The following is an 18,469-nucleotide window of genomic DNA, read 5'->3' as shown; positions in this document are numbered from 1 at the left end:
CGCCACCAGTTCACCAAAGACGAGGTGGGGGCGATCGTGGCGGCGCTGGACGCCGCCGGGGTGCCGGTCATCGAGGTGACTCACGGCGACGGGCTGGGCGGCTCGAGCTTCAACTACGGGTTTTCCAAGACCCCGGAACAGGAGCTGATCAAGCTCGCGGCCGAGACGGCCAAAGAGGCCAAGATCGCCTTTTTGATGCTGCCCGGGGTGGGCACCAAGGAGGACATCAAGGAGGCCCAGAACAACGGCGGGTCGATCTGCCGGATCGCCACGCACTGCACCGAGGCCGACGTGTCCATCCAGCATTTCGGGCTGGCCCGCGAACTGGGCCTGGAAACCGTCGGGTTCTTGATGATGTCCCACACCATCTCCCCGGAGAAACTCGCGCAGCAGGCCCGGATCATGGCCGATGCCGGCTGCCAATGCGTCTACGTGGTCGACTCGGCCGGCGCGCTGGTCCTCGAAGGGGTGCGCGACCGGGTGGCCGCGCTGGTCGCCGAGCTCGGCGACGACGCCCAGGTGGGCTTCCACGGCCACGAAAACCTCGGCCTCGGGGTGGCCAACTCGGTGGAGGCCGTCCGCGCGGGCGCCAAGCAGATCGACGGCTCCTGCCGTCGCTTCGGCGCCGGGGCGGGCAACGCCCCCGTCGAGGCGCTGATCGGGGTGTTCGACAAGATCGGCGTCAAAACCGGCATCGACTTCTTCGACATCGCTGATGCCGCCGAAGAAGTCGTCGCCCCGGCCATGCCCGCCGAATGCCTCCTGGACCGCAACGCCCTGATCATGGGCTACTCCGGGGTCTACTCCAGCTTCCTCAAACACGCCATCCGCCAATCCGAACGCTACGGCGTACCCGCCCACCAACTCCTACACCGCGCCGGCCAACGCAAACTCATCGGCGGCCAAGAAGACCAACTCATCGACATCGCACTCGAAATCAAACGCGAGCAGCACACGGTGTAACACACCTGGTGGACAGCAAGTTGGCTGTGCAGCAACAGGTGTCGCCGACCGCGTCGTATGACCCGCGGTCCGCCGTGACGGTACTATCCGAGCGCCAGTCATAACACCACCCGGTCAGCGGAACAACGCGGCGTGCCACCCGCAACGCCGTGGCACGCTGACACCGTGACAGACACTTCCGAACGGGTCTTCCTAGGCGAGCAGGACGTACGCGAAATCCGCCTACCGGAAGGGGTTTTGCGCTATTACGACACAGGTCCGAAAGCCACGTCGGTGGCGCCGCTGCTCTTCCTGCATGGCTCGGGTCCCGGAGTCACCGGATGGCGCAACTTCCGCGGCATACTGCCCACCTTCGCCGAGCACTTCCGGTGCATCATCCTGGAATTTCCCGGTTTCGGCGTCAGCGATGACTTCGGCGGCCACCCAATGCTCATGGCATTCGGCACCGTATCGCCGTTCCTGGATGCGCTTGGCGTCGAAAAGGCGCACATCGTCGGCAACTCGATGGGCGGGGGTGTGGGCATTAACTTCGCTATCCACAACCCCGATCGTGTCGACCGGCTGGTCACGATCGGCGGAATTGGCATCAACATCTTCAGCCCCAGCCCGAGTGAGGGCATCCGGCTGTTGCAGGAGTTCGTCGAAGACCCGACTCGGCAGCGGCTGGTCGACTGGCTCAAATCGATGGTGTACGACCAGTCCCTGATAACTGACGAACTGGTCGAGGAACGCTGGCAATTGGCGACCGATCCGGACACCCTGGCCGCGGCGCGCCGCATGTACGGCAAAGCGGCGTTTGCCGCGATGAACGCCGCGATGGCCGCCTCCGAAAAGCCGATGCCGTGGGCAGTCCTGCACAAGTTGACCGTCCCCACGCTGCTTACATGGGGTCGCGACGACCGTGTGAGCCCACCCGACATGGCGCTGATCCCGATGCGCACCATCCAAGACGCCGAACTTCACGTATTTCCCAAGTCCGGGCACTGGGCGATGATCGAAGCGAAGCAAGCCTTCGAAAGCACCGTGCTGGCGTTCCTCTCACGGCAGCATTCATGAAGCGGCGACGGGAACGCCACGTCACCAGTCCTGCCAAGGGATGATCGTACACAGCGGCGTACTGATCACGGTCTGCCCCAATGTTGAGGCCGGCAGCCGGGTTTCGGCTGCCGCGACGCAGTCACGCACGCGCCTCGCGGTAGCGATCGATTCACCGTCAAGGTAGAGCACGCGAACACGCAATGCTCCCCGGGCAGCAGTGGCGCCAACTCGCCGCAGACCGAGACCGTCATCCTGATGACGGTCCAGCGAGAAGGTCCACGCCCCGGCCACTCCCGGCAGATTTAGCAGCTCCGGATTGTCCAACGCGACAAGGGAAAAGAAAGCCAGCGGACAGTCTTTCATGTCGCACCCTCCCTATCGTTGAGTCGCACCGGCGTCGACGGGGAGTGTGACCGCGGTGATATAGCGCGCCTCGTCGGAAGCGAGAAACAAAGCGGCGTTGGCGACATCCACCGGTTGTACCCACGGCACCGCGAGCATGTTCATGCGAAGGGCCGCTTCGGCGAACTCGGCACGCGTCGGCGTCCGTTCGAGGTCGGGACGAAACGCGCCGCGCACTGCGTCGTTTTGGATCAGCGGAGTGTCGACATTGGTCGGATGGACGCAATTGACTCGGACGTTGTGCGGTGCAAGTTCTTTGGCCAGGCTTTGCATTAGGCCGACCACGCCGTGCTTAGCCGCGGTGTAATGGGCGACGCCCACCAATCCGCGAAGTCCTGCGATCGAATTGGTCAGGACGATCGCGCCTCCACCTTGCGCAATCAGGTGCGGCGCCGCGGCCCGACACGTGTGCCACACGCCGGTGAGGTTGATATCCAACATGGTGCGCCAGGCCGTTTCGGTGAGGTCGAGCGCCAGTGCACGTGAGGTGATCCCAGCGGTCGCACACACCACGTCCAATCTTCCCAGCCGTCGCACACCGCGATCGGTGGCCGCCTGGACGCCGTCGAGGTCGCGCACGTCGACGATCTCGGTATGTATTTTGGCGCCAGTGTCGCGCACTTGGGCGGCGGTGTGCTCGAGGTCGTCGAGTGTGCTGTGCGGGACCACCACCGTGTCGACCGGGGCGCACACGTCAAGGGCTACGATATCGGCTCCCTCCTGGGCTAACCGCACCGCCTGCGCACGCCCGATTCCCCGCGCCGCGCCCGTGATCAGAGCCACCTTCCCGGTGACCCTGCCGCTCACGTCGCAACCCGCGTCATGTCGGCACGCCCGGGTTCGAGTTCCGCAGCGCCGTTCATGCGGCTAGAACTCGATGTGGATGTTGTCGGTCACCGGCCGGGCTTGACAGCCGAGGATCAAGCCATCGGCGCGGTCCTCGGGCCCCAGCACATCTCCACCGGCCATATCGACCTCGCCAGAAATCAGGGTCGCCACGCAGGAGCCGCAATGTCCTTCTCGGCACGAGTGCGGCACATCGATCCCGGCGTCAAGCAACATGTCGACCAGGGTCTGGTCGCGTCGCCATTGCAGTCGATGTAGAGCACCGTCCAACTCGACGTCTACGGTGGCCACCTCGACGTCGGTGCACATCGCGGCGCCTTGTTCTTCGACATCTGCCATGCGGCTGATCCTTGCCAGATCGGTGCGCGATGTCGTGGTCGGATTCCGATGGACGGGAGGTCGCTATCCCGGCGTCCAGTGACCGGGACATCTCCTGCGATTCCGGGCACTGCGGCTCTACCGTCGCTGTTCGTGACCAGTAGCACGAATGACGGGTTGGACCAGGGCATCGACGTGGTGGTCGTGGGTGCCGGCTTTGCCGGGCTTTACGCCCTGTACAAGCTGCGCGCCGACGGGCTGAGGGTCAAGGTGTTCGAGGCCGGTCCCGACGTGGGTGGCACGTGGTATTTCAACCGGTATCCCGGCGCCCGCTGCGACGTCGAGAGCGTCGACTACTGCTATTCGTTCTCCGATGACCTGCAACAGGAGTGGGACTGGTCGGAAAAGTACGCCACCCAAGAGGAGATCCTGCGCTACATCAACTGGGTGGCCGACAGGTTGGATCTGCGTCGCGACATTGCCTTCGACACCCGTGTCACGTCGGCCGTTCTCGACGAGCAGCGGCTGCGGTGGACGGTGACCACGGATACCGGGCAACGGGTGAGCGCGCGGTTTTGTGTGATGGCGACGGGCCCATTGTCCGCGGCGATGACCCCACCTTTTGCCGGCCTGGACAGTTTCGCCGGTGAGATCTACCACACCGCGGCATGGCCACACGAGACGGTCGACTTCACGGGTAAGCGGGTCGCGGTCATCGGGACGGGATCTTCGGGCATTCAGTCGATTCCGATCATCGCCGAACAAGCCTCGCAACTCTACGTCTTTCAGCGCACCCCGAATTACAGTGTCCCCGCGGGCAATCGGCCTCTCACCGACGAAGACCGGGCCCGAGTCAAGGCCAATTACGCCGAACGCAGGCGCTTATCTTGGCGCAGCGGCGGCGGCTCACCACACATCGCCCATCCGAAACTGACGATGCAAGCCAGCCCCGAAGAGCGAAGAGCGGCGTTCGAAGAGCGCTGGGATCTCGGCGGGGTGCTGTTCTCCAAGACCTTCTCCGATCAGATGATCGACCCGGACGCCAACGAGGAGGCCCGCAAGTTCTACGAGGAGAAGGTGCGGGCCATCATTGATGACCCTGCGCTGGCCGAACTGCTGATCCCCACGGATCACCCGATCGGGACCAAGCGAATCTGCACCGACAGCAATTACTTTCAGACGTTCAACCGTCCCAACGTGACGCTGGTCAGTGTACGAAACACGCCGATCGAATCTGTCGATGCGACCGGCATCAACACCAGCAACGCCCATTACGACCTCGACATGATCGTGTTGGCTACCGGATTCGACGCGATGACGGGGGCATTGGCCAAAATCGACATCGTCGGCCGCGGCGGCAAACGGCTGCGCGATGACTGGAGCAATGGGCCGCGAAGCTATCTGGGTCTGAGCATTGACGGCTTTCCCAACATGTTCGTCGTGTGCGGCCCCGGGGCGCCGGCGGTGCTGGCCAACATGGTGCTGCACGCCGAGGCGAATGTGAATTGGATCGCCGACTCGATCAGATATCTCGACGATCACGGCTACACGGCGATCGAGGCGACTGCCGATGCGGTGGACAACTGGGTCGCCGAATGCGCGCGCCGAGCCGAGGCCACCCTGTTCACCAAGGCCAACTCCTGGTACATGGGCGCCAACGTGCCCGGCAAGCCGCGGGTGTTCATGCTGTTTCTCGGCGGGTTTGGGACCTACCTCGACATCTGCAACGAAGTCGCCGAGGCTGGGTACAAGGGGTTTTCGCTGACCAAGGCGCCATGATGTCGAGCCTGCCTGGTCGTGTGGCGCTGGTGACCGGCGCTGGGCGCGGCACCGGACGCGCCGTCTGCGAGCGACTCGCCGACGAAGGCGCCGACGTCATCGCGGTGGACGTGCCGGCGGCAGCAGAAGACCTCGAACAGACCGCCGCCGCGGTGGCGCAGCGCGGCCGACGCGCGGTGACCGGTCTGGCCGATGTCAGCGACCTTGGCGGACTGACCGGCGCGGTGGATGCCGCCGTCGACGACCTGGGATGCCTTGACATCATCGTCGCCAACGCCGGAATCCATACCACCCACGCTCCGACGTGGGAGATCACTGCCCAGAGTTGGCAACAAGCCCTCGACGTCAACGTGACCGGCGTCTGGCATACCGTCAAAGCCGCCGTCGCGCACCTTGGCAAGGACGGCGGGTCGATCGTGATCATCGGCTCTACCAACGCTCTTCGCGGTACGGCCAACACCGCTCCTTACACCGCGAGCAAGCATGCCGTGGTTGGGCTGGCGCGCACGCTCGCCAACGAGCTCGGCCCCCGCGGCATTCGTGTCAATACTGTTCATCCGGGAGCCGTCGGGACCTCGACAATGCTCAATGAGGCGACGTTTAAACGTCTTCGTCCTGACCTGGCTAGCCCGACGGCGGCCGACGCCGCCGAGGTGCTCACAGCTCGCCACCTGCTCCCGGTGCCGTGGGTGGAACCCGGCGACGTGGCCAATGCCGTGGTGTTCCTGGCCTCCGAGCATGCCCGCTACATCACCGGCACCGAGCTCGTCGTTGACGCGGGCCTCATGGCCAAGGCCTAACGGGCAACGCAGATGGGTGTCTACGCCGTCACCGGATCGGCATCGGGCATGGGCCAAGCCGTCGTCCGCAAACTGCGGGGCGCGGGTCACCGCGTGATCGGCGTCGACATCAAAGACGCCGACGTCCTCGCCGATCTGTCCACTCCCGACGGACGCAGAGCGGCCGCCGCTGCCGTGTCCGCTGCCAGCGAGGGTCGGCTCGACGGTGCAGTGCTGGCCGCTGGTGTAGGCCCCACCCCGGGTGCCGGTAGTGCCAGCCGGATCCTGGCGGTGAACTTCTTTGGTGTGGTCGAGCTTCTAGAGGCATGGCACCCGGCGTTGGCGGCGGCTGGCAGCGCCAAGGTTGTTGTAGTGAGCAGCAATTCGACGACGACAATGCCGTTGGTGCCCCGGCGTGCCGTGCGGGCGTTACTAGGCCGCGATCTCGAGAAGGCCCAGCGTGCACTACGAGTGTTCCGATCGGCCGCCCCCTCTATGGCCTACGGGGCATCGAAGATCGCGGTGGCGCGTTGGGTGCGGCGCACCGCGGTCACGTCGGCGTGGGCGGGTGCCGGTATCCGGCTCAATGCGATCGCCCCGGGCGCGGTGATGACCCCGCTGCTCGACCGACAGCTGGCCACACCGCGTGAAGCCAAGGCCATCCGCGCGTTCCCGGTCCCGGTCGGTAGGTTCGGTGACCCCACGCACCTCGCGGACTGGATGGTGTTCATGTTGTCGGATGCCGCCGCCTTTCTCTGCGGCAGTGTGCTTTTCGTCGACGGCGGGTCTGATGCCTACTTCCGCGCCGACCACTGGCCGGCCCGCGTCCCCACTCCGCGACTGCCGCGGTATATGTGGCGGTTACTGAGGTTTGGACGCCGGCAATCCGTTTGACCGCGGTAATCACCGGGCCGCTGGCCGTTTCATGGTTGGCGTCGCACGCCCATCGCGCCGCAGACGGGCGCGGACCACTCCAGGGTCGACGAGTACCTGACATGCTTGTCGAAAGCAGCGGCGATGTCGACCGGCATCGCCACGGGCAGTCGGCGGGTCAGATCGACGTGGACAAGGACCATCTCGAGTGTTGCCGATAAACGTTTCCGGTGCCGATCCACGGCGAATGAGATCATGTGCACCACCTTGGGTGAGCGGTCGAGGACGCGGGCGTAGAGATCGGCCGTGTCATCTTCGATCAGCTCGCTGTAGTAGCGCAGGTGGTGCTCGACGGTGAAGAGGCCGAGCTGTCGATCAGCCCGGTAGGCGTCGTCGATCCCGATTTCACGCACCACCGCATCTGCGGCCGCCGATCCGAAATCCAGATAGTGCAACACGTTCATGTGCCCGTTCCCATCGATCAAGTCACGGGACACATTCCGTGTGATGGCACAGGGCAATTGGGCTATCTGGGCGGCCAACGGCAGGATTTGTTTTTCCGGCATCGGTGCCTGCTGGCCGCGGCTGCATCCAGAGGCTGGTCGCTGCGCCTTGTCCATAGACACTGAGGCTAGGCCTATCGACAGGTTCTAGTTGCCGCGCCTCCCGGCTACCGGACGATGCCAGAAGACTGTCCGGTGGTGTCGGACCGCTCGCAACCTCGGTTAGGCGCGTAAGGCACCTCACGTTCTGATGTCGGCGTCCGCTCACCGGGAACGGCGTCCGATGCGGTGCAGACGTCGATAGATCATTACTACGCCCCCAGACGTAAAGGACAACGATATGAGCGAGCGGGTAATCGACCGGGTCGTGGCGATGGCCGACCAGTTGCGCGAGCAGGCCGTCGAGGCCGAGCGGATCGGCCGGCTCACCGATGACACGGTCAAGCTGATGAAGTCGGCCGGGTTGATCCGGCTGCTGCAGCCCAAGAGCCACGGCGGCCTTGAGGTCCACCCGCGCGAGTTCGCCGAGACCGTGATGGCGACGGCGGCGCTGGATCCGGCGGCGGGCTGGATCGTCGGTGTGGTGGGTGTGCACCCCTACCAGTTGGCCTACGCGGACCCGAGGGTCGCCGCCGAGGTATGGGCCGACGACGTCGACACGTGGATGGCCTCGCCGTACGCCCCGCAGGGGGTGGCCAGGCCGGTCGACGGTGGCTATCTGTTCAACGGCCGCTGGCAGTTCAGTTCGGGCACCGACCACTGCGACTGGATCATTCTGGGCGCGATGTTGGGTGACGGCGAGGGAAAGCCGTTGATGCCGCCGCAGATGCTGCACATGATCCTGCCGCGCCAGGATTACGAGATTGTCGAGGACTCGTGGAACGTGGTGGGGCTGCGCGGGACCGGGTCGAAGGACGTGATCGTCTCCGATGCGTTCGTCCCGTCTTACCGGACGATGGATGCGACGAAGGTGATGGACGGGACCGCGCAGCGTGAGGCCGGCATGACCGAGCCGCTGTATCTGATGCCGTGGTCGACGATGTTCCCGCTGGGGATCTCCGCGGCGACCATCGGCATCGCCGAGGGGGCGCTGGCCGCGCACCTGGACTATCAGCGTGAGCGGGTCGGCGCGACCGGAACCGCGATCAAGGACGACCCGTACGTGATGTTCGCGGTCGGCGAGGCGGCCGCCGACATCAACGCTGCCCGCCAGGAGCTGCTGGCCAACGCCGACCGCATCTACGACATGGTGGCCGCGGGCAAGGAGGTGTCGTTCGCCGACCGCGCGGCGGGGCGGCGCACCCAGGTGCGCGCGGTGTGGCGCGCGGTGGCGGCGGTCGACGAGATCTTCGCCCGCTCGGGCGGCAACGCATCGCGGATGGACAAGCCGCTGCAACGGTATTGGCGCGACGTCCATGTGGGGCAGATGCACGCGATCCATGTCCCCGGCACCATCTATCACGCGTCGGCGCTGAGTTCGCTGGGCGTCGACCCGCAGGGTCCACTCCGGGCGATGATTTAACAGGGCCGAGACAGCCAGAGGAGGCGCATCACGTTGACCGACTTGAAGAGCCTGGGCTACATCACGATTTCGACGAACGACGTCGACCGCTGGCGGCAATTCGCCTTCGGGGTATTGGGTTTCGCCGAGGGGAAGGGCCCCGACCCGTCGGCGCTGTACCTGCGGATGGACGAGCGCGCCGCCCGGCTGATCGTGGTGCCCGGCGAGACCGACCGGGTGCTCACGGTCGGCTGGGAGGTGCGTGACAGCCCGGCGCTGCAGCGGGTCAAGGCCACCCTGGACGCCGCGGGAACCGCGTTCAAGCAGCTGTCCACCGACGAGGCCGAGGCCCGCCGCGTGGAAGAGGTGATCACCTTCGAGGACCCGGCCGGCACCACGCTCGAGGTGTTCCATGGGGCGGTGCTCGACCACAGCCCGGTCGTCACCCCGTTCGGCGCGCGGTTCGTGACCGGTGACCAGGGCCTGGGCCACGTCGTCATACCCGCCACCGATCCCAACGGGCTGTTCGACTTCTACACCGAGGTGCTGGGTTTCCGGTCCCGCGGGGCGTTCCGGGTGCCGTTACCGAAAGAGTTCGGCCCGGTGCGGGTTCGGTTCCTGGGCATCAACGAACGCCACCACAGCCTGGCGATCGTGCCGGCCGCGCATCAGCGCGACCCGCGCCTGGTGCACATCATGGTCGAGGTCGACAGCCTCGACGCCGTCGGCCAGGCCTTGGACCGCGTGAACGCCGAAGGCTTCCAGCTGTCCTCCACCCTGGGCCGGCACACGAACGACAAGATGGTGTCGTTCTACGTCCGCGCGCCCGGCGACTGGGACATCGAGTTCGGCACCGACGGCATGCGCGTCGACGAAACGTATTACACCGCAGAGGAAATCACCGCCGACAGCTACTGGGGCCACCAGTGGGTCGGCGACATGCCCGCGGCCATGCGGCTATGACGCCGGACACCGATATCACGCCGATCCCGGCCTCCTCGATCACCTCCTGGGATGACGAGGCCGACGTGGTCATCGCCGGCTACGGGGTGGCCGGCGCCGCCGCGGCGGTAGAGGCGGCACGCTCCGGCGCCGACGTGCTGGTGTTGGAACGCACCGGGTCCTGGGGCGGGGCGGCGGCGATGGCCGGCGGGTTCATCTACCTCGGCGGCGGCACCCCCCTGCAAAAGGCCTGCGGCTTCACCGATTCCGTGGACAACATGGCGGCATTCCTCAACGTCGCGATGGGCCCCGGCGCCGACGAGAACCGCATCGCCGACTACTGCGCCGGCAGCGTCGCCCACTACGAATGGCTGGTCGGCTGCGGCGTGCCGTTCAAGGCCGAATTCTTCGCCGAACCCGGCTGGGAACCGATGGGCGACCAGGGCCTGATGTACAGCGGCGGGGAAAACGCCTACCCCTTCAACACCATCGCCTCCCCCGCCCCCCGCGGGCACGTCCCACAAATGCAGAACAAGAAGCAGGGCGAGGCCAGCGCGGGCTACATGCTGATGAAGCCGCTCGTCGAGACCGCCACCGCCGCCGGCGCCCGCGCGCGCTACGACGTGCGGGTGCAACGCCTCATCGTCGAAGCCGACGGCCGCGTGGTCGGGATCCGGGCGCGCCAGTACGGCACCGACACTGCGGTCCGGGCCCGCAGGGGCGTGGTGCTCGCGACCGGCAGCTTCGCCTACAACGACACCATGATCGCCCGCTACGCCCCGCGCATCGCGGGCCGCCCGGCCGCCTCCATCGAACAGCACGACGGCCAGGCCATCCGGATGGCCCAGGCGTTGGGCGCCGATCTGGCGCACATGGACGCCACCGAGGTCGCCATCTTCATCGACCCCCAACAACTGGTGCGCGGCATCCTGGTCAACGGCCGCGGCCAGCGCTACGTCCCCGAGGACACCTACCCGGGCCGCATCGGCCAACTCACCCTCTACCAGCAGGACAACACCGCCTACCTGATCATCGACGACGACGCCCAACAAGAAGCCAAAGCGTCCTGGTCACCCAAATTCATGCTGCGAGAGGCGACCTGGGTGGCCGACACCATCGCCGACCTCGAACGCGACATCGGCCTGGCACCCGGCTACCTGCAGGCCACCGTCGCCGCCTACAACGCGGGCGCCGCCCGCGGTGAGGACCCGCTGCTGCACAAGAAGCCGGAGTGGTGCAAGCCCATCGGTTCCCCGGTCGGCGCCATCGACCTGCGGGAGAACACCGGCGGTTTCACCCTCGGCGGCCTGGCCACCACGCTGGACGCCGAGGTACTCCACGTCAACGGCGAACCCATACCCGGCCTCTTCGCCGCCGGCCGCTGCACAGCCGGACTCGCCGCCTGGGGCTACGCCAGCGGCATCTCCCTCGGCGACGGCAGCTTCTACGGCCGCCGCGCCGGCCGATCCGCCGCCAAGGGCTAGCCGACTGCACTGATCGCTACACCCCGGCCGCCACAGCTGTGGCCGGTGGCGCTTTTCGCATGCCATGTGACAGCGAGCACAAGCCTATGGTACAAACTGGGGTATCTCTAATAGAGATATCGCAGCCAGATGCAATGGAGCTTTGGAGGACCGATGTCAGCGCCCCTGGAACCAGCAACTCCCACCGCCGTCATCGACCGCGTCTCCTTGGTGCTGGACGCCTTCGAAGGGCCGGGACGACTAACGCTGGCCCAGATCGTGCGTCGCACGGGCCTGCCGCGTTCGTCGGCGCACCGGATGCTCGAGCGATTGGTTCAGCTGCGCTGGCTACGCCGCAACGGCCGCGACTACGAGCTCGGCATGCGGCTGGTGGAGTTGGGCTCACTGGCCGTGCACCAAGACCGCCTGGTGCGCGCGGCCGCGCCCTTGCTGGGTGAATTGCACCGCGCCACCGGGCTTGTCGTTCATCTGGCGGTGCTGGACGGGCCGGACGTTGTCTACCTCGACAAGATCGGTGACCGACTGATCAACGCGATCCCCACCAGGGTCGGGGGTCGGCAACCCGCGCACTGTACCGCGGTCGGCAAGGCGATCCTGGCCTATGGCGACCAGCAGGCCGACGTTGATCTGCAGGTCCGCAAGACCAAGTTTTCCATTTGCACCGGCTCGCAACTTGCCGCTGAGTTAGCCAAGGTGCGCGCCCACGGCGTCGCCTTCGAGCGCGAGGAGTCGCTGCTGGGCTTTGGCTGCGTGGCGGCCCCGATCGGCAACCCCGGTGAGGCGATTGCCGCGGTGTCGGTATGCGCGCCGATGAATCGCATGATGTTCGATCAGCGACTGACCACCCCGGTCCGCATGACCGCGGTGAACATCTGGCGCAACATCGAAGACGGCGCCCACCGGGTGGCGCCCACGCTGCAAACAACGCGACCGCTGCTGCCCCACCGCCCGATGCCGGCGCCGCAGCCCACCTTGCAGTACGCGTGAACCTCGACCCCCAGGTCGCCGCGCTGATTGAGGGGCTGGACGCGGGCTTCCCGCCGGTGCACACCATGACGGGCGCCCAGGCCAGGGCGGCCATCCGCGAGCGGCTGGTACCGCCCGCCCAGCCCGAGCCGGTCGCCGCAGTCCGAGATCACACCATTTCGGGCGCCGGTGCTGACATCCCGATACGGATCTACCGGCCACGCGGCCATGCCGACGACGGTGGCCTGCCGATCCTGGTATACGCGCACGGCGGCGGATTCGTGTTTTGCGACCTCGACAGCCACGACGGCCTGTGCCGCAGTCTGGCCAACCTCGTTCCCGCCGTGGTGGTCTCCGTGGGATACCGGCTGGCTCCAGAAAATCCGTGGCCCGCCGCGGCCGAGGACGTGTACGCCGCCACCCGATGGGCCGCCGACATCGCCGGCGGAGATTCGCGCGCGGTCGTGGTGGGCGGTGACAGCGCGGGCGGCAACCTGGCCGCCGTCGTGGCGTTGATGGCGCGCGATCGCGGTGGCCCGGCGATTGCCGCGCAATTGCTGCTCTACCCGATGCTCGCGGCCGGCTTCGACACTGAGTCATATCGACTGTTCGGCAACGGTTTCTACAACCCGACGGCCGCGCTGCAATGGTATTGGGACCAGTATGTGCCCACACCCGCCGACCGCGACCATCCCTACGCCTCACCGCTGCGAGCGGACCTACACGGGCTGCCGCCCGCGGTGATGGTCACCGCGGGGCATGATCCGCTTCGGGACGAAGCCATCGCCTACGCCGACGCGCTGCAGTCCGCAGGGGTAGTCACCGTGCGGTGCGGCTTCGAGGGAGGCATCCATGGGTTCATGACGATGCCGATGCTCGACATCGCTCACCAAGCCCGGCGGCAGGCGTGCCGCGAGTTGGCCGCGCTGCTGGGGTGATTACCGTGCTGCAGGCTGGGCGGGCTGCTCCTCGATCTTGGTAGGTGGCCCGTAGCGTTGGTCGGGATCGAGCACGCAGTGGGTGCGACCGAAAACGGTGACCATGCACTTGTTGTTGTGGTTGCATCGGCTGCGACTGGCCGGGTCGGCGATCATCTTGTTGACCAGGTCGGGTTCCCGCAGCAGCGCCCGACCCATCGCCACGAAGTCAAATCCCTCCTCTCGTGCGGTCTCGACGTGGTCGCGGCGGGTGATGCCGCCCAGCAGGATCAGTTTGGTGTTGCGCATCACCGGCACGAATTGGCGAGCGGCTTCGAGCATGTAGAGGTCGCGGTACGGGTAGCTGCCCATCACGCGCTTGCCGGCCAGCCTGATGGCGGGCCGCAGTGCGGCCGGCATGACGCGGGCGAATTCGCGCACCGGGACGTCGCCCCGGAACAGGTACATCGGCTTGAAGACCGAGGACCCTTGGGTCAGTTCGAGCGCGTCGAGTGTGCCGTCGGTGTCGAGGAGCTGCGCGGTGCGCAACGCCTCATCGATCCAGATACCGCCGGGCAGTCCGTCGTCCATATTCAGTTTGGCGATGACCGCTACCTGTCCGGCGGCCACCTCGCGGACGCGTTCGGCGATCTCCCGTGACAGGCGGGAACGGTTGTCGATGGAGCCGCCGTACTCGTCCGTCCGGCGGTTGATGAGTGGGCTCAAAAACGAGCTCGGCAGATACAGGTGTCCGAAATGCAGTTCAACGGCGTCGAATCCGGCATCGATGGCTACCTGCGTCGCCGCGCCGAACTGGTCGATGACGGTCGCTATCTCGTCGCGGGTGATCGCCCGGCAGTAGGCCAGCGACGTCGGGTTGACGAAGCGGCTCGGCGACAGGGCGGTTACCCCGGTCAGCGCCCTGGGGGCTACCACCCCGGCGTGGCCCAGCTGGGCCGAGATGGCCGCGCCCGCCCCGTGTACGGCATCGGTAAGTCTGCGCAGGCCGGGCAGCGCTTGTGAGCTCATGACGATCTGACCCGGGGCGCTGGCGCCCTCGGGCGCGACACAGCAGTAGGCCACCGTCGTCATGCCCACTCCCCCGTCGGCGAACGCCCGGTGAAACGCGATGAGATCATCGGTGACCAGCCCGTGGGGCGATCGGCCTTCGGAGGTCGCGGCCTTGATGATCGGGTTGCGTAAGGTGGCCGGACCGAGCTGCACGGGGCTGAAGGAAGCGCTCATCCTCCCACCGTGGTGCCCAGCCGGATGGGGGGCAATGAGGTCCTCCCGATGGCCGGGACTGAACCTGTCCGGGTTGCAACACTGTCGGTACGGTCACGCCCATGGCCGACGGTCGGATTTTCGTGATCGACAGGGTGGTGACGCGGCCGGGCCGCGCACGGAAGTTCGTGGAGACCTACCTCGCCGAGTACGCGCCCGGTGCCCGCTCCCGCGGAATGACACTGCGCGATGTCCTGGTCAGCCCCCCGATCTGGTTCACGGACCAATCCAACACCGTCACCATCACCTGGGCCCTGCCCAGCGCCCAGGCGTGGTGGGAGATGACCTGGAAGGGCCGCCCCGACCCGACGCTGGGCCAGTGGTGGGACCGGATCGAGGAACTCATCGCCGAGCGGTCCCGCTCGGTCGCTGCGGCCGCCGACGACGTCGATCCGCTCTGCGATGTATAACGTCACCCGCCTCCTCGACGTCGCAGACGAGCACCGCGACCGGATACTCGCGCTGGTGCGCGCGAGCGCTGAGGCGACCGGCGCCCGTCACCGGCTCGTCGAACCGACGCTGCCCGGGGCGCGCAACGGCGGTGACGTCCTCGTCCACTTGAGGTTCGATTCCCCGAGTCAATGGTTCACCGCCGCAGACGATTTCACCGCGATTTTGGGCGATCCCGCGATCACCCATGTCAACGGGGTCACCTACAGGGGTACTCCAACGCCCAATGGTGGCCGCCCGGGCGCGGTCTACCGGGCCCTGCTTTTGCGCGTGCAGCCCGACACCGATGTCGACACCGTCGCGCGTTTCGAGGACGAGTTGGCCTCGATGCCGCGCTTCATACCGACGATCAGGGCATGGCAGCTCAGCCGGGTCGACGATGCGGTCGGGGCATCACGATGGACCCACGTGTTCGAGCAAGAGTTCAGCGACATCGATGCGCTGATGGGGCCCTACCTGATGCATCCGATCCACTGGGCGGTCGTGGACCGCTGGTTTGATCCCGAATGCCCCGACGTCATCATCCGAGACCGGGTGTGCCACAGCTTCTGTCGATGCGATCACCCCGTCTTGACCGCGTCGCCCACCTAGTCGATCTCACATCCCGGCGGGCAGGATGTTCGGATTAGCGTTCGCCGGCGGTTCGAGTGGCGGCAGTGCGGTTTTTCCGTCCAGGCTGTGCACCCGTAGCCGTTGTGACCACGAGTAGTGCAAGCTAAACGCCACCAGGCCGGTGCGTTCAGCCGCCGGTAGATGACACATTGCCAGCACGGTTTCGGCCAGATACTCCACCGGCTCGGTCGGAAAGCCCTCTGGGATAAGCGAGGATGCGCCGGGGGTGCGCACAGCGGTCGACGGGCCAACGCAATTCACCGCGATGTTCGCGTCGAGCAGCTCGGCGGCCACCCCCTGGGTGAACCGGTGCAGTGCGGCCTTGCACGCCGCGTAAATCACATCGCCGGAGGTCTTGTTGTAATCGCGGTACGGCCGCACCGGTGCCACACCGGTGACCGAGCCGATGTTCACGATCCACCCGCCGCGCAGTTTGCGCATGTGCGGAACCGCGGCCTTGGTCAACACGAACGGCGTGCGCAGATAGTGCTCGACGGTGCGGTCGAAGGTCTGCAGCGGCATGTCCTCGATGACCGAGTAGTCAGCGAAGCCGGCGTTGTTGACCAAGATGTCGATGCGGCCCGTGCGGTCGAGCACCTGGTCGACCAGGGTCTCGCGCGCCTGGGCGTCTTCGAGGTCTGCGACCACCCCGAAGGCCGACCCGCCGGCATCTTCGATCAGGGCGATGGTCTCCTCGATCGTGCCGGGTAGCGTGCGATCGGACCCGGCGCGCTGCGAGCGTGAGGGCGCGTGAGCGCGCGCCGTCACCGCGACGGTGGCGCCCTCGGCCGCCAGCCGTTGGGCCACCGCGCGACCGATGCCGCGGCTGCTTCCCGTTACCAATGCCGTCTTGCCAGTGAGCAACTCGTTCACCGCAGCGTAAAGTCCTGCTCGATCGGCGCTCGGTGCTGATGCCAGACGTCGACCAGTCGGTACGGGGTGGCCACCACTACCCGGCCCGAGCCGGACCGGTAGTAGGTGTGGGCATTGGGTGTGTGGCACCATACCGTGCCGAGCATCGCCTCATCGATCGCGGCAACGTAATCCTCGTACGCCTGCTGGGTGACCTCGATCGTGCTGGCGCCGCGCAGCGCCATCAACTGCAAGCACTCGATGATGTAGTGCGCGAGCACCTCCATCGAGAAGTTCGCTCCCGCACCGTGTCCCGGGCTGTAGTTGGGCGCCGACATGATGAACAGGTTGGGAAAGCCGGGCACTGTGCCACCACGGTACGCACGGGGGTTGTCACCCCATTCGTCAGCCAGCTTCTTGCCGCCGCGTCCACGTATGTCCACTGTGGATAAGAAGTCCAAGTAGTAGCCGGTCGCGTAGATGATGACGTCAAGGTCGATCTGCCGGCCGTCTTGGGTGACAATGCCTTTGGGGTTGACCTCGGCCGGTTCGCTGGCCTCCACGTCGACGTGGTCGCGGGTCAGCGCCGCGTAATAGCCGCCCGGGTCGCGGATGATCCGCTTGCCGTAGGGGGCGAAGTCCGGGGTGACCTTCTTGGCCAGCTCGGTGTCTTTTCCAAAGGTGTCCTCGATGTAGCGCAAGCACATCTGCAAAAGGACGTCGTTGGCCGGCGAGATCGACAGGTGGTCTTTGTTCCAGTCGGGGTCTTGCAGGATGATCGGGTAGTTGTTGTCCGCGGTGCCCCAATAGGACTTGAGCCGGTGCCACTTCGCGTAGTAGGGCAGGTGCCGTCCTAGGTAACGCCGGAACGCGGGCACCTCATCGGTCAGCCGCTTACGCGGCGCCACCCAGTGTGGTTGCCGCTGGAACACCGTCAGGTGCTCGACCTGGTCAACGCACGCATCGACGATCTGTACGGCGGTGCAGCCCGCCCCGATCACGGCCACCTTCTTGCCGGTGAGATCGAGTGAAGAATCCCACAGTGCCGAGTGAATGCTGGTGCCCGCGAAGGTGTCTCGCCCCTTGACGTCCGGCCAGCGCGGGCGGTTGAGGTAGCCCGCCGCGGCGACCACGACGCTGGCATAGCTGACCGTGCGACGGCCCTGGGCGTCGACCGCATGGAGTTGCCATTGGTTGCGTTCGTCGTCCCACCACAACGCCTCGATCTCGGTGCCGAACCGAATGTGGTCGCGCAGCTTGTGCTTATCGGCCAGCGTCACCAAATAGTTCTGATATTCGCCACCCTGCGGGTAGTAGCTGCTCCAGTCCGGGTTCACCTCCCACGACAGCGAGTAATAGGCCGACGGCGTATCGACACCGATGCCCGGGTAGGTGGTGGTCAGCCAGGTGCCGCCGACCTCGTCGTAGCGGTCAAAGATCTCAAACGCCACTCCCTCAGCGGCGGCGGCCAACGCCATGCTGATCCCGGCCAGACCAGCACCGATGATGGCGATAGTGGTCGTCTCGGGGATCGGCACGGTGCGTGGCAAGGTTGGCTGCGACCGCTGGAAGCCGCCCTGTTCGAGCAACAGGTCGACCTGCTCGTCGTCGACCTGCGAACCCAGCGCTACAGGTAGCAGCCGAGCGAAGAAGTCCCGGTCCACAGGTGCTGGCGCATCGGCGCACCGTGGCCGTCCCAGCGCCTCGACGAGGGCCTCCACCAGCGAATCGGCCGTGTCGGCGTCTGTGACGCCGGCCCGCTCGGGCGGGTCGGCAACATAGGAGATCCTGGGCGCGTAGGTGTCGATCACCGACAGGTCGCCGGTAAGCTGCGCCAGCACCGCCAGCAGCACACCCGGGTCAGCCTGACGCAGGTTGGTGCGCAGCTCGTCGGGGTCAGGAGCGGCCGGTCCGGTGGGCGACGTCGATTCGGTAGCGGCGGTCATGCCATCGAGTCTGA

General features: G+C 66.3%; 19 protein-coding genes. 12 read left to right on the top strand and 7 right to left on the bottom strand.

The annotated features are described in order from the left end of the window. Both dmpG and A5713_RS08930 read left to right on the top strand, forming a co-directional pair. Positions 1–963: 4-hydroxy-2-oxovalerate aldolase (gene dmpG, locus A5713_RS08935; RefSeq protein WP_068094685.1), on the top strand; the 963-nt coding region annotated here is incomplete at its 5' end. A gap of 165 nt (positions 964–1,128) precedes the next feature. Beyond that, complete coding sequence (locus A5713_RS08930) at positions 1,129–2,019, top strand: alpha/beta fold hydrolase (RefSeq protein WP_068094683.1); 891 nt, start codon at positions 1,129–1,131, stop codon at positions 2,017–2,019. 21 nt (positions 2,020–2,040) lie between these two features. Here A5713_RS08930 and A5713_RS08925 read toward each other — a convergent pair whose 3' ends face one another. The 3 genes from A5713_RS08925 to A5713_RS08915 are packed head-to-tail and all read right to left on the bottom strand — an operon-like array spanning position 2,041 to position 3,588. Next, on the bottom strand, positions 2,041–2,364 hold the full coding sequence (locus A5713_RS08925; protein ID WP_068094681.1) for a hypothetical protein: 324 nt from the start codon (positions 2,362–2,364) through the stop codon (positions 2,041–2,043). 12 nt (positions 2,365–2,376) lie between these two features. Next, complete coding sequence (locus A5713_RS08920) at positions 2,377–3,210, bottom strand: mycofactocin-coupled SDR family oxidoreductase (RefSeq protein WP_067928430.1); 834 nt, start codon at positions 3,208–3,210, stop codon at positions 2,377–2,379. 60 nt (positions 3,211–3,270) lie between these two features. After that, positions 3,271–3,588, bottom strand: coding sequence for a 2Fe-2S iron-sulfur cluster binding domain-containing protein (locus A5713_RS08915; RefSeq protein WP_082972854.1), 318 nt, complete (start codon positions 3,586–3,588; stop codon positions 3,271–3,273). A gap of 132 nt (positions 3,589–3,720) precedes the next feature. Here A5713_RS08915 and A5713_RS08910 point away from each other — a divergent pair, with 132 nt between their 5' ends. Genes A5713_RS08910 through A5713_RS08900 form a run of 3 tightly spaced genes read left to right on the top strand, consistent with a single transcriptional unit; the run spans position 3,721 to position 7,019 of the window. After that, the gene (locus tag A5713_RS08910) at positions 3,721–5,346 is read left to right on the top strand and encodes an NAD(P)/FAD-dependent oxidoreductase (RefSeq protein ID WP_067928427.1); all 1,626 of its coding nucleotides are present in this window, start codon (positions 3,721–3,723) and stop codon (positions 5,344–5,346) included. After that, a complete protein-coding gene (locus A5713_RS08905) occupies positions 5,346–6,146 on the top strand; it encodes a mycofactocin-coupled SDR family oxidoreductase (protein ID WP_082972853.1) in 801 nt (266 codons plus the stop codon). Before A5713_RS08910 ends, A5713_RS08905 begins: the two co-directional genes overlap by 1 nt. A gap of 12 nt (positions 6,147–6,158) precedes the next feature. Next, positions 6,159–7,019, top strand: coding sequence for an SDR family oxidoreductase (locus tag A5713_RS08900; protein ID WP_068094678.1), 861 nt, complete (start codon positions 6,159–6,161; stop codon positions 7,017–7,019). 29 nt (positions 7,020–7,048) lie between these two features. Here A5713_RS08900 and A5713_RS08895 read toward each other — a convergent pair whose 3' ends face one another. Then, positions 7,049–7,618 (bottom strand): thioesterase family protein, encoded by a 570-nt coding sequence (locus A5713_RS08895; RefSeq protein WP_231980296.1) that lies wholly within the window; start codon positions 7,616–7,618, stop codon positions 7,049–7,051. A 223-nt stretch (positions 7,619–7,841) separates the two neighbouring features. Here A5713_RS08895 and A5713_RS08890 point away from each other — a divergent pair, with 223 nt between their 5' ends. The 5 genes from A5713_RS08890 (at position 7,842) to A5713_RS08870 (ending at position 13,332) form a co-directional block, all read left to right on the top strand. Continuing rightward, positions 7,842–9,023 (top strand): acyl-CoA dehydrogenase family protein, encoded by a 1,182-nt coding sequence (locus A5713_RS08890; RefSeq protein WP_067928419.1) that lies wholly within the window; start codon positions 7,842–7,844, stop codon positions 9,021–9,023. A gap of 33 nt (positions 9,024–9,056) precedes the next feature. Beyond that, positions 9,057–9,965: a biphenyl-2,3-diol 1,2-dioxygenase gene (gene bphC, locus A5713_RS08885; RefSeq protein ID WP_068094674.1), complete on the top strand. Its 909-nt coding sequence runs from the start codon at positions 9,057–9,059 to the stop codon at positions 9,963–9,965. Then, positions 9,962–11,428 carry an FAD-dependent oxidoreductase gene (locus A5713_RS08880; RefSeq protein ID WP_068094672.1) on the top strand — a complete coding sequence of 489 codons (1,467 nt, stop codon included), beginning with the start codon at positions 9,962–9,964 and terminating at the stop codon, positions 11,426–11,428. Before bphC ends, A5713_RS08880 begins: the two co-directional genes overlap by 4 nt. A gap of 153 nt (positions 11,429–11,581) precedes the next feature. Further along, positions 11,582–12,415, top strand: a complete 834-nt coding sequence (locus A5713_RS08875) for an IclR family transcriptional regulator (protein WP_067928412.1) — start codon at positions 11,582–11,584, stop codon at positions 12,413–12,415. Then, positions 12,412–13,332, top strand: coding sequence for an alpha/beta hydrolase (locus A5713_RS08870; protein WP_068094669.1), 921 nt, complete (start codon positions 12,412–12,414; stop codon positions 13,330–13,332). Before A5713_RS08875 ends, A5713_RS08870 begins: the two co-directional genes overlap by 4 nt. On the opposite strand, the gene A5713_RS08865 is transcribed toward A5713_RS08870, so the two are convergent. Then, a complete protein-coding gene (locus tag A5713_RS08865) occupies positions 13,333–14,556 on the bottom strand; it encodes an NADH:flavin oxidoreductase (RefSeq protein WP_067928408.1) in 1,224 nt (407 codons plus the stop codon). Positions 14,557–14,657: 101 nt separating this feature from the next. Here A5713_RS08865 and A5713_RS08860 point away from each other — a divergent pair, with 101 nt between their 5' ends. Next, positions 14,658–15,005, top strand: a complete 348-nt coding sequence (locus A5713_RS08860; protein ID WP_067928405.1) for a hypothetical protein — start codon at positions 14,658–14,660, stop codon at positions 15,003–15,005. After that, on the top strand, positions 14,998–15,636 hold the full coding sequence (locus tag A5713_RS08855) for a Dabb family protein (RefSeq protein ID WP_067928402.1): 639 nt from the start codon (positions 14,998–15,000) through the stop codon (positions 15,634–15,636). The genes A5713_RS08860 and A5713_RS08855 overlap by 8 nt, the downstream gene beginning before the upstream one ends. Before the next feature lie 6 nt (positions 15,637–15,642). On the opposite strand, the gene A5713_RS08850 is transcribed toward A5713_RS08855, so the two are convergent. Further along, on the bottom strand, positions 15,643–16,530 hold the full coding sequence (locus A5713_RS08850) for an SDR family NAD(P)-dependent oxidoreductase (RefSeq protein ID WP_068094665.1): 888 nt from the start codon (positions 16,528–16,530) through the stop codon (positions 15,643–15,645). After that, the gene (locus A5713_RS08845; protein ID WP_067928438.1) at positions 16,527–18,455 is read right to left on the bottom strand and encodes an NAD(P)/FAD-dependent oxidoreductase; all 1,929 of its coding nucleotides are present in this window, start codon (positions 18,453–18,455) and stop codon (positions 16,527–16,529) included. The genes A5713_RS08850 and A5713_RS08845 overlap by 4 nt, the downstream gene beginning before the upstream one ends. Positions 18,456–18,469 lie beyond the last annotated feature (14 nt).

Source organism: Mycobacterium sp. E2497 (genome assembly GCF_001668695.1).
In the GTDB taxonomy this organism is placed as follows: Bacteria; Actinomycetota; Actinomycetes; order Mycobacteriales; family Mycobacteriaceae; genus Mycobacterium.
This window is presented reverse-complemented; position numbering and strand designations above follow the sequence as displayed.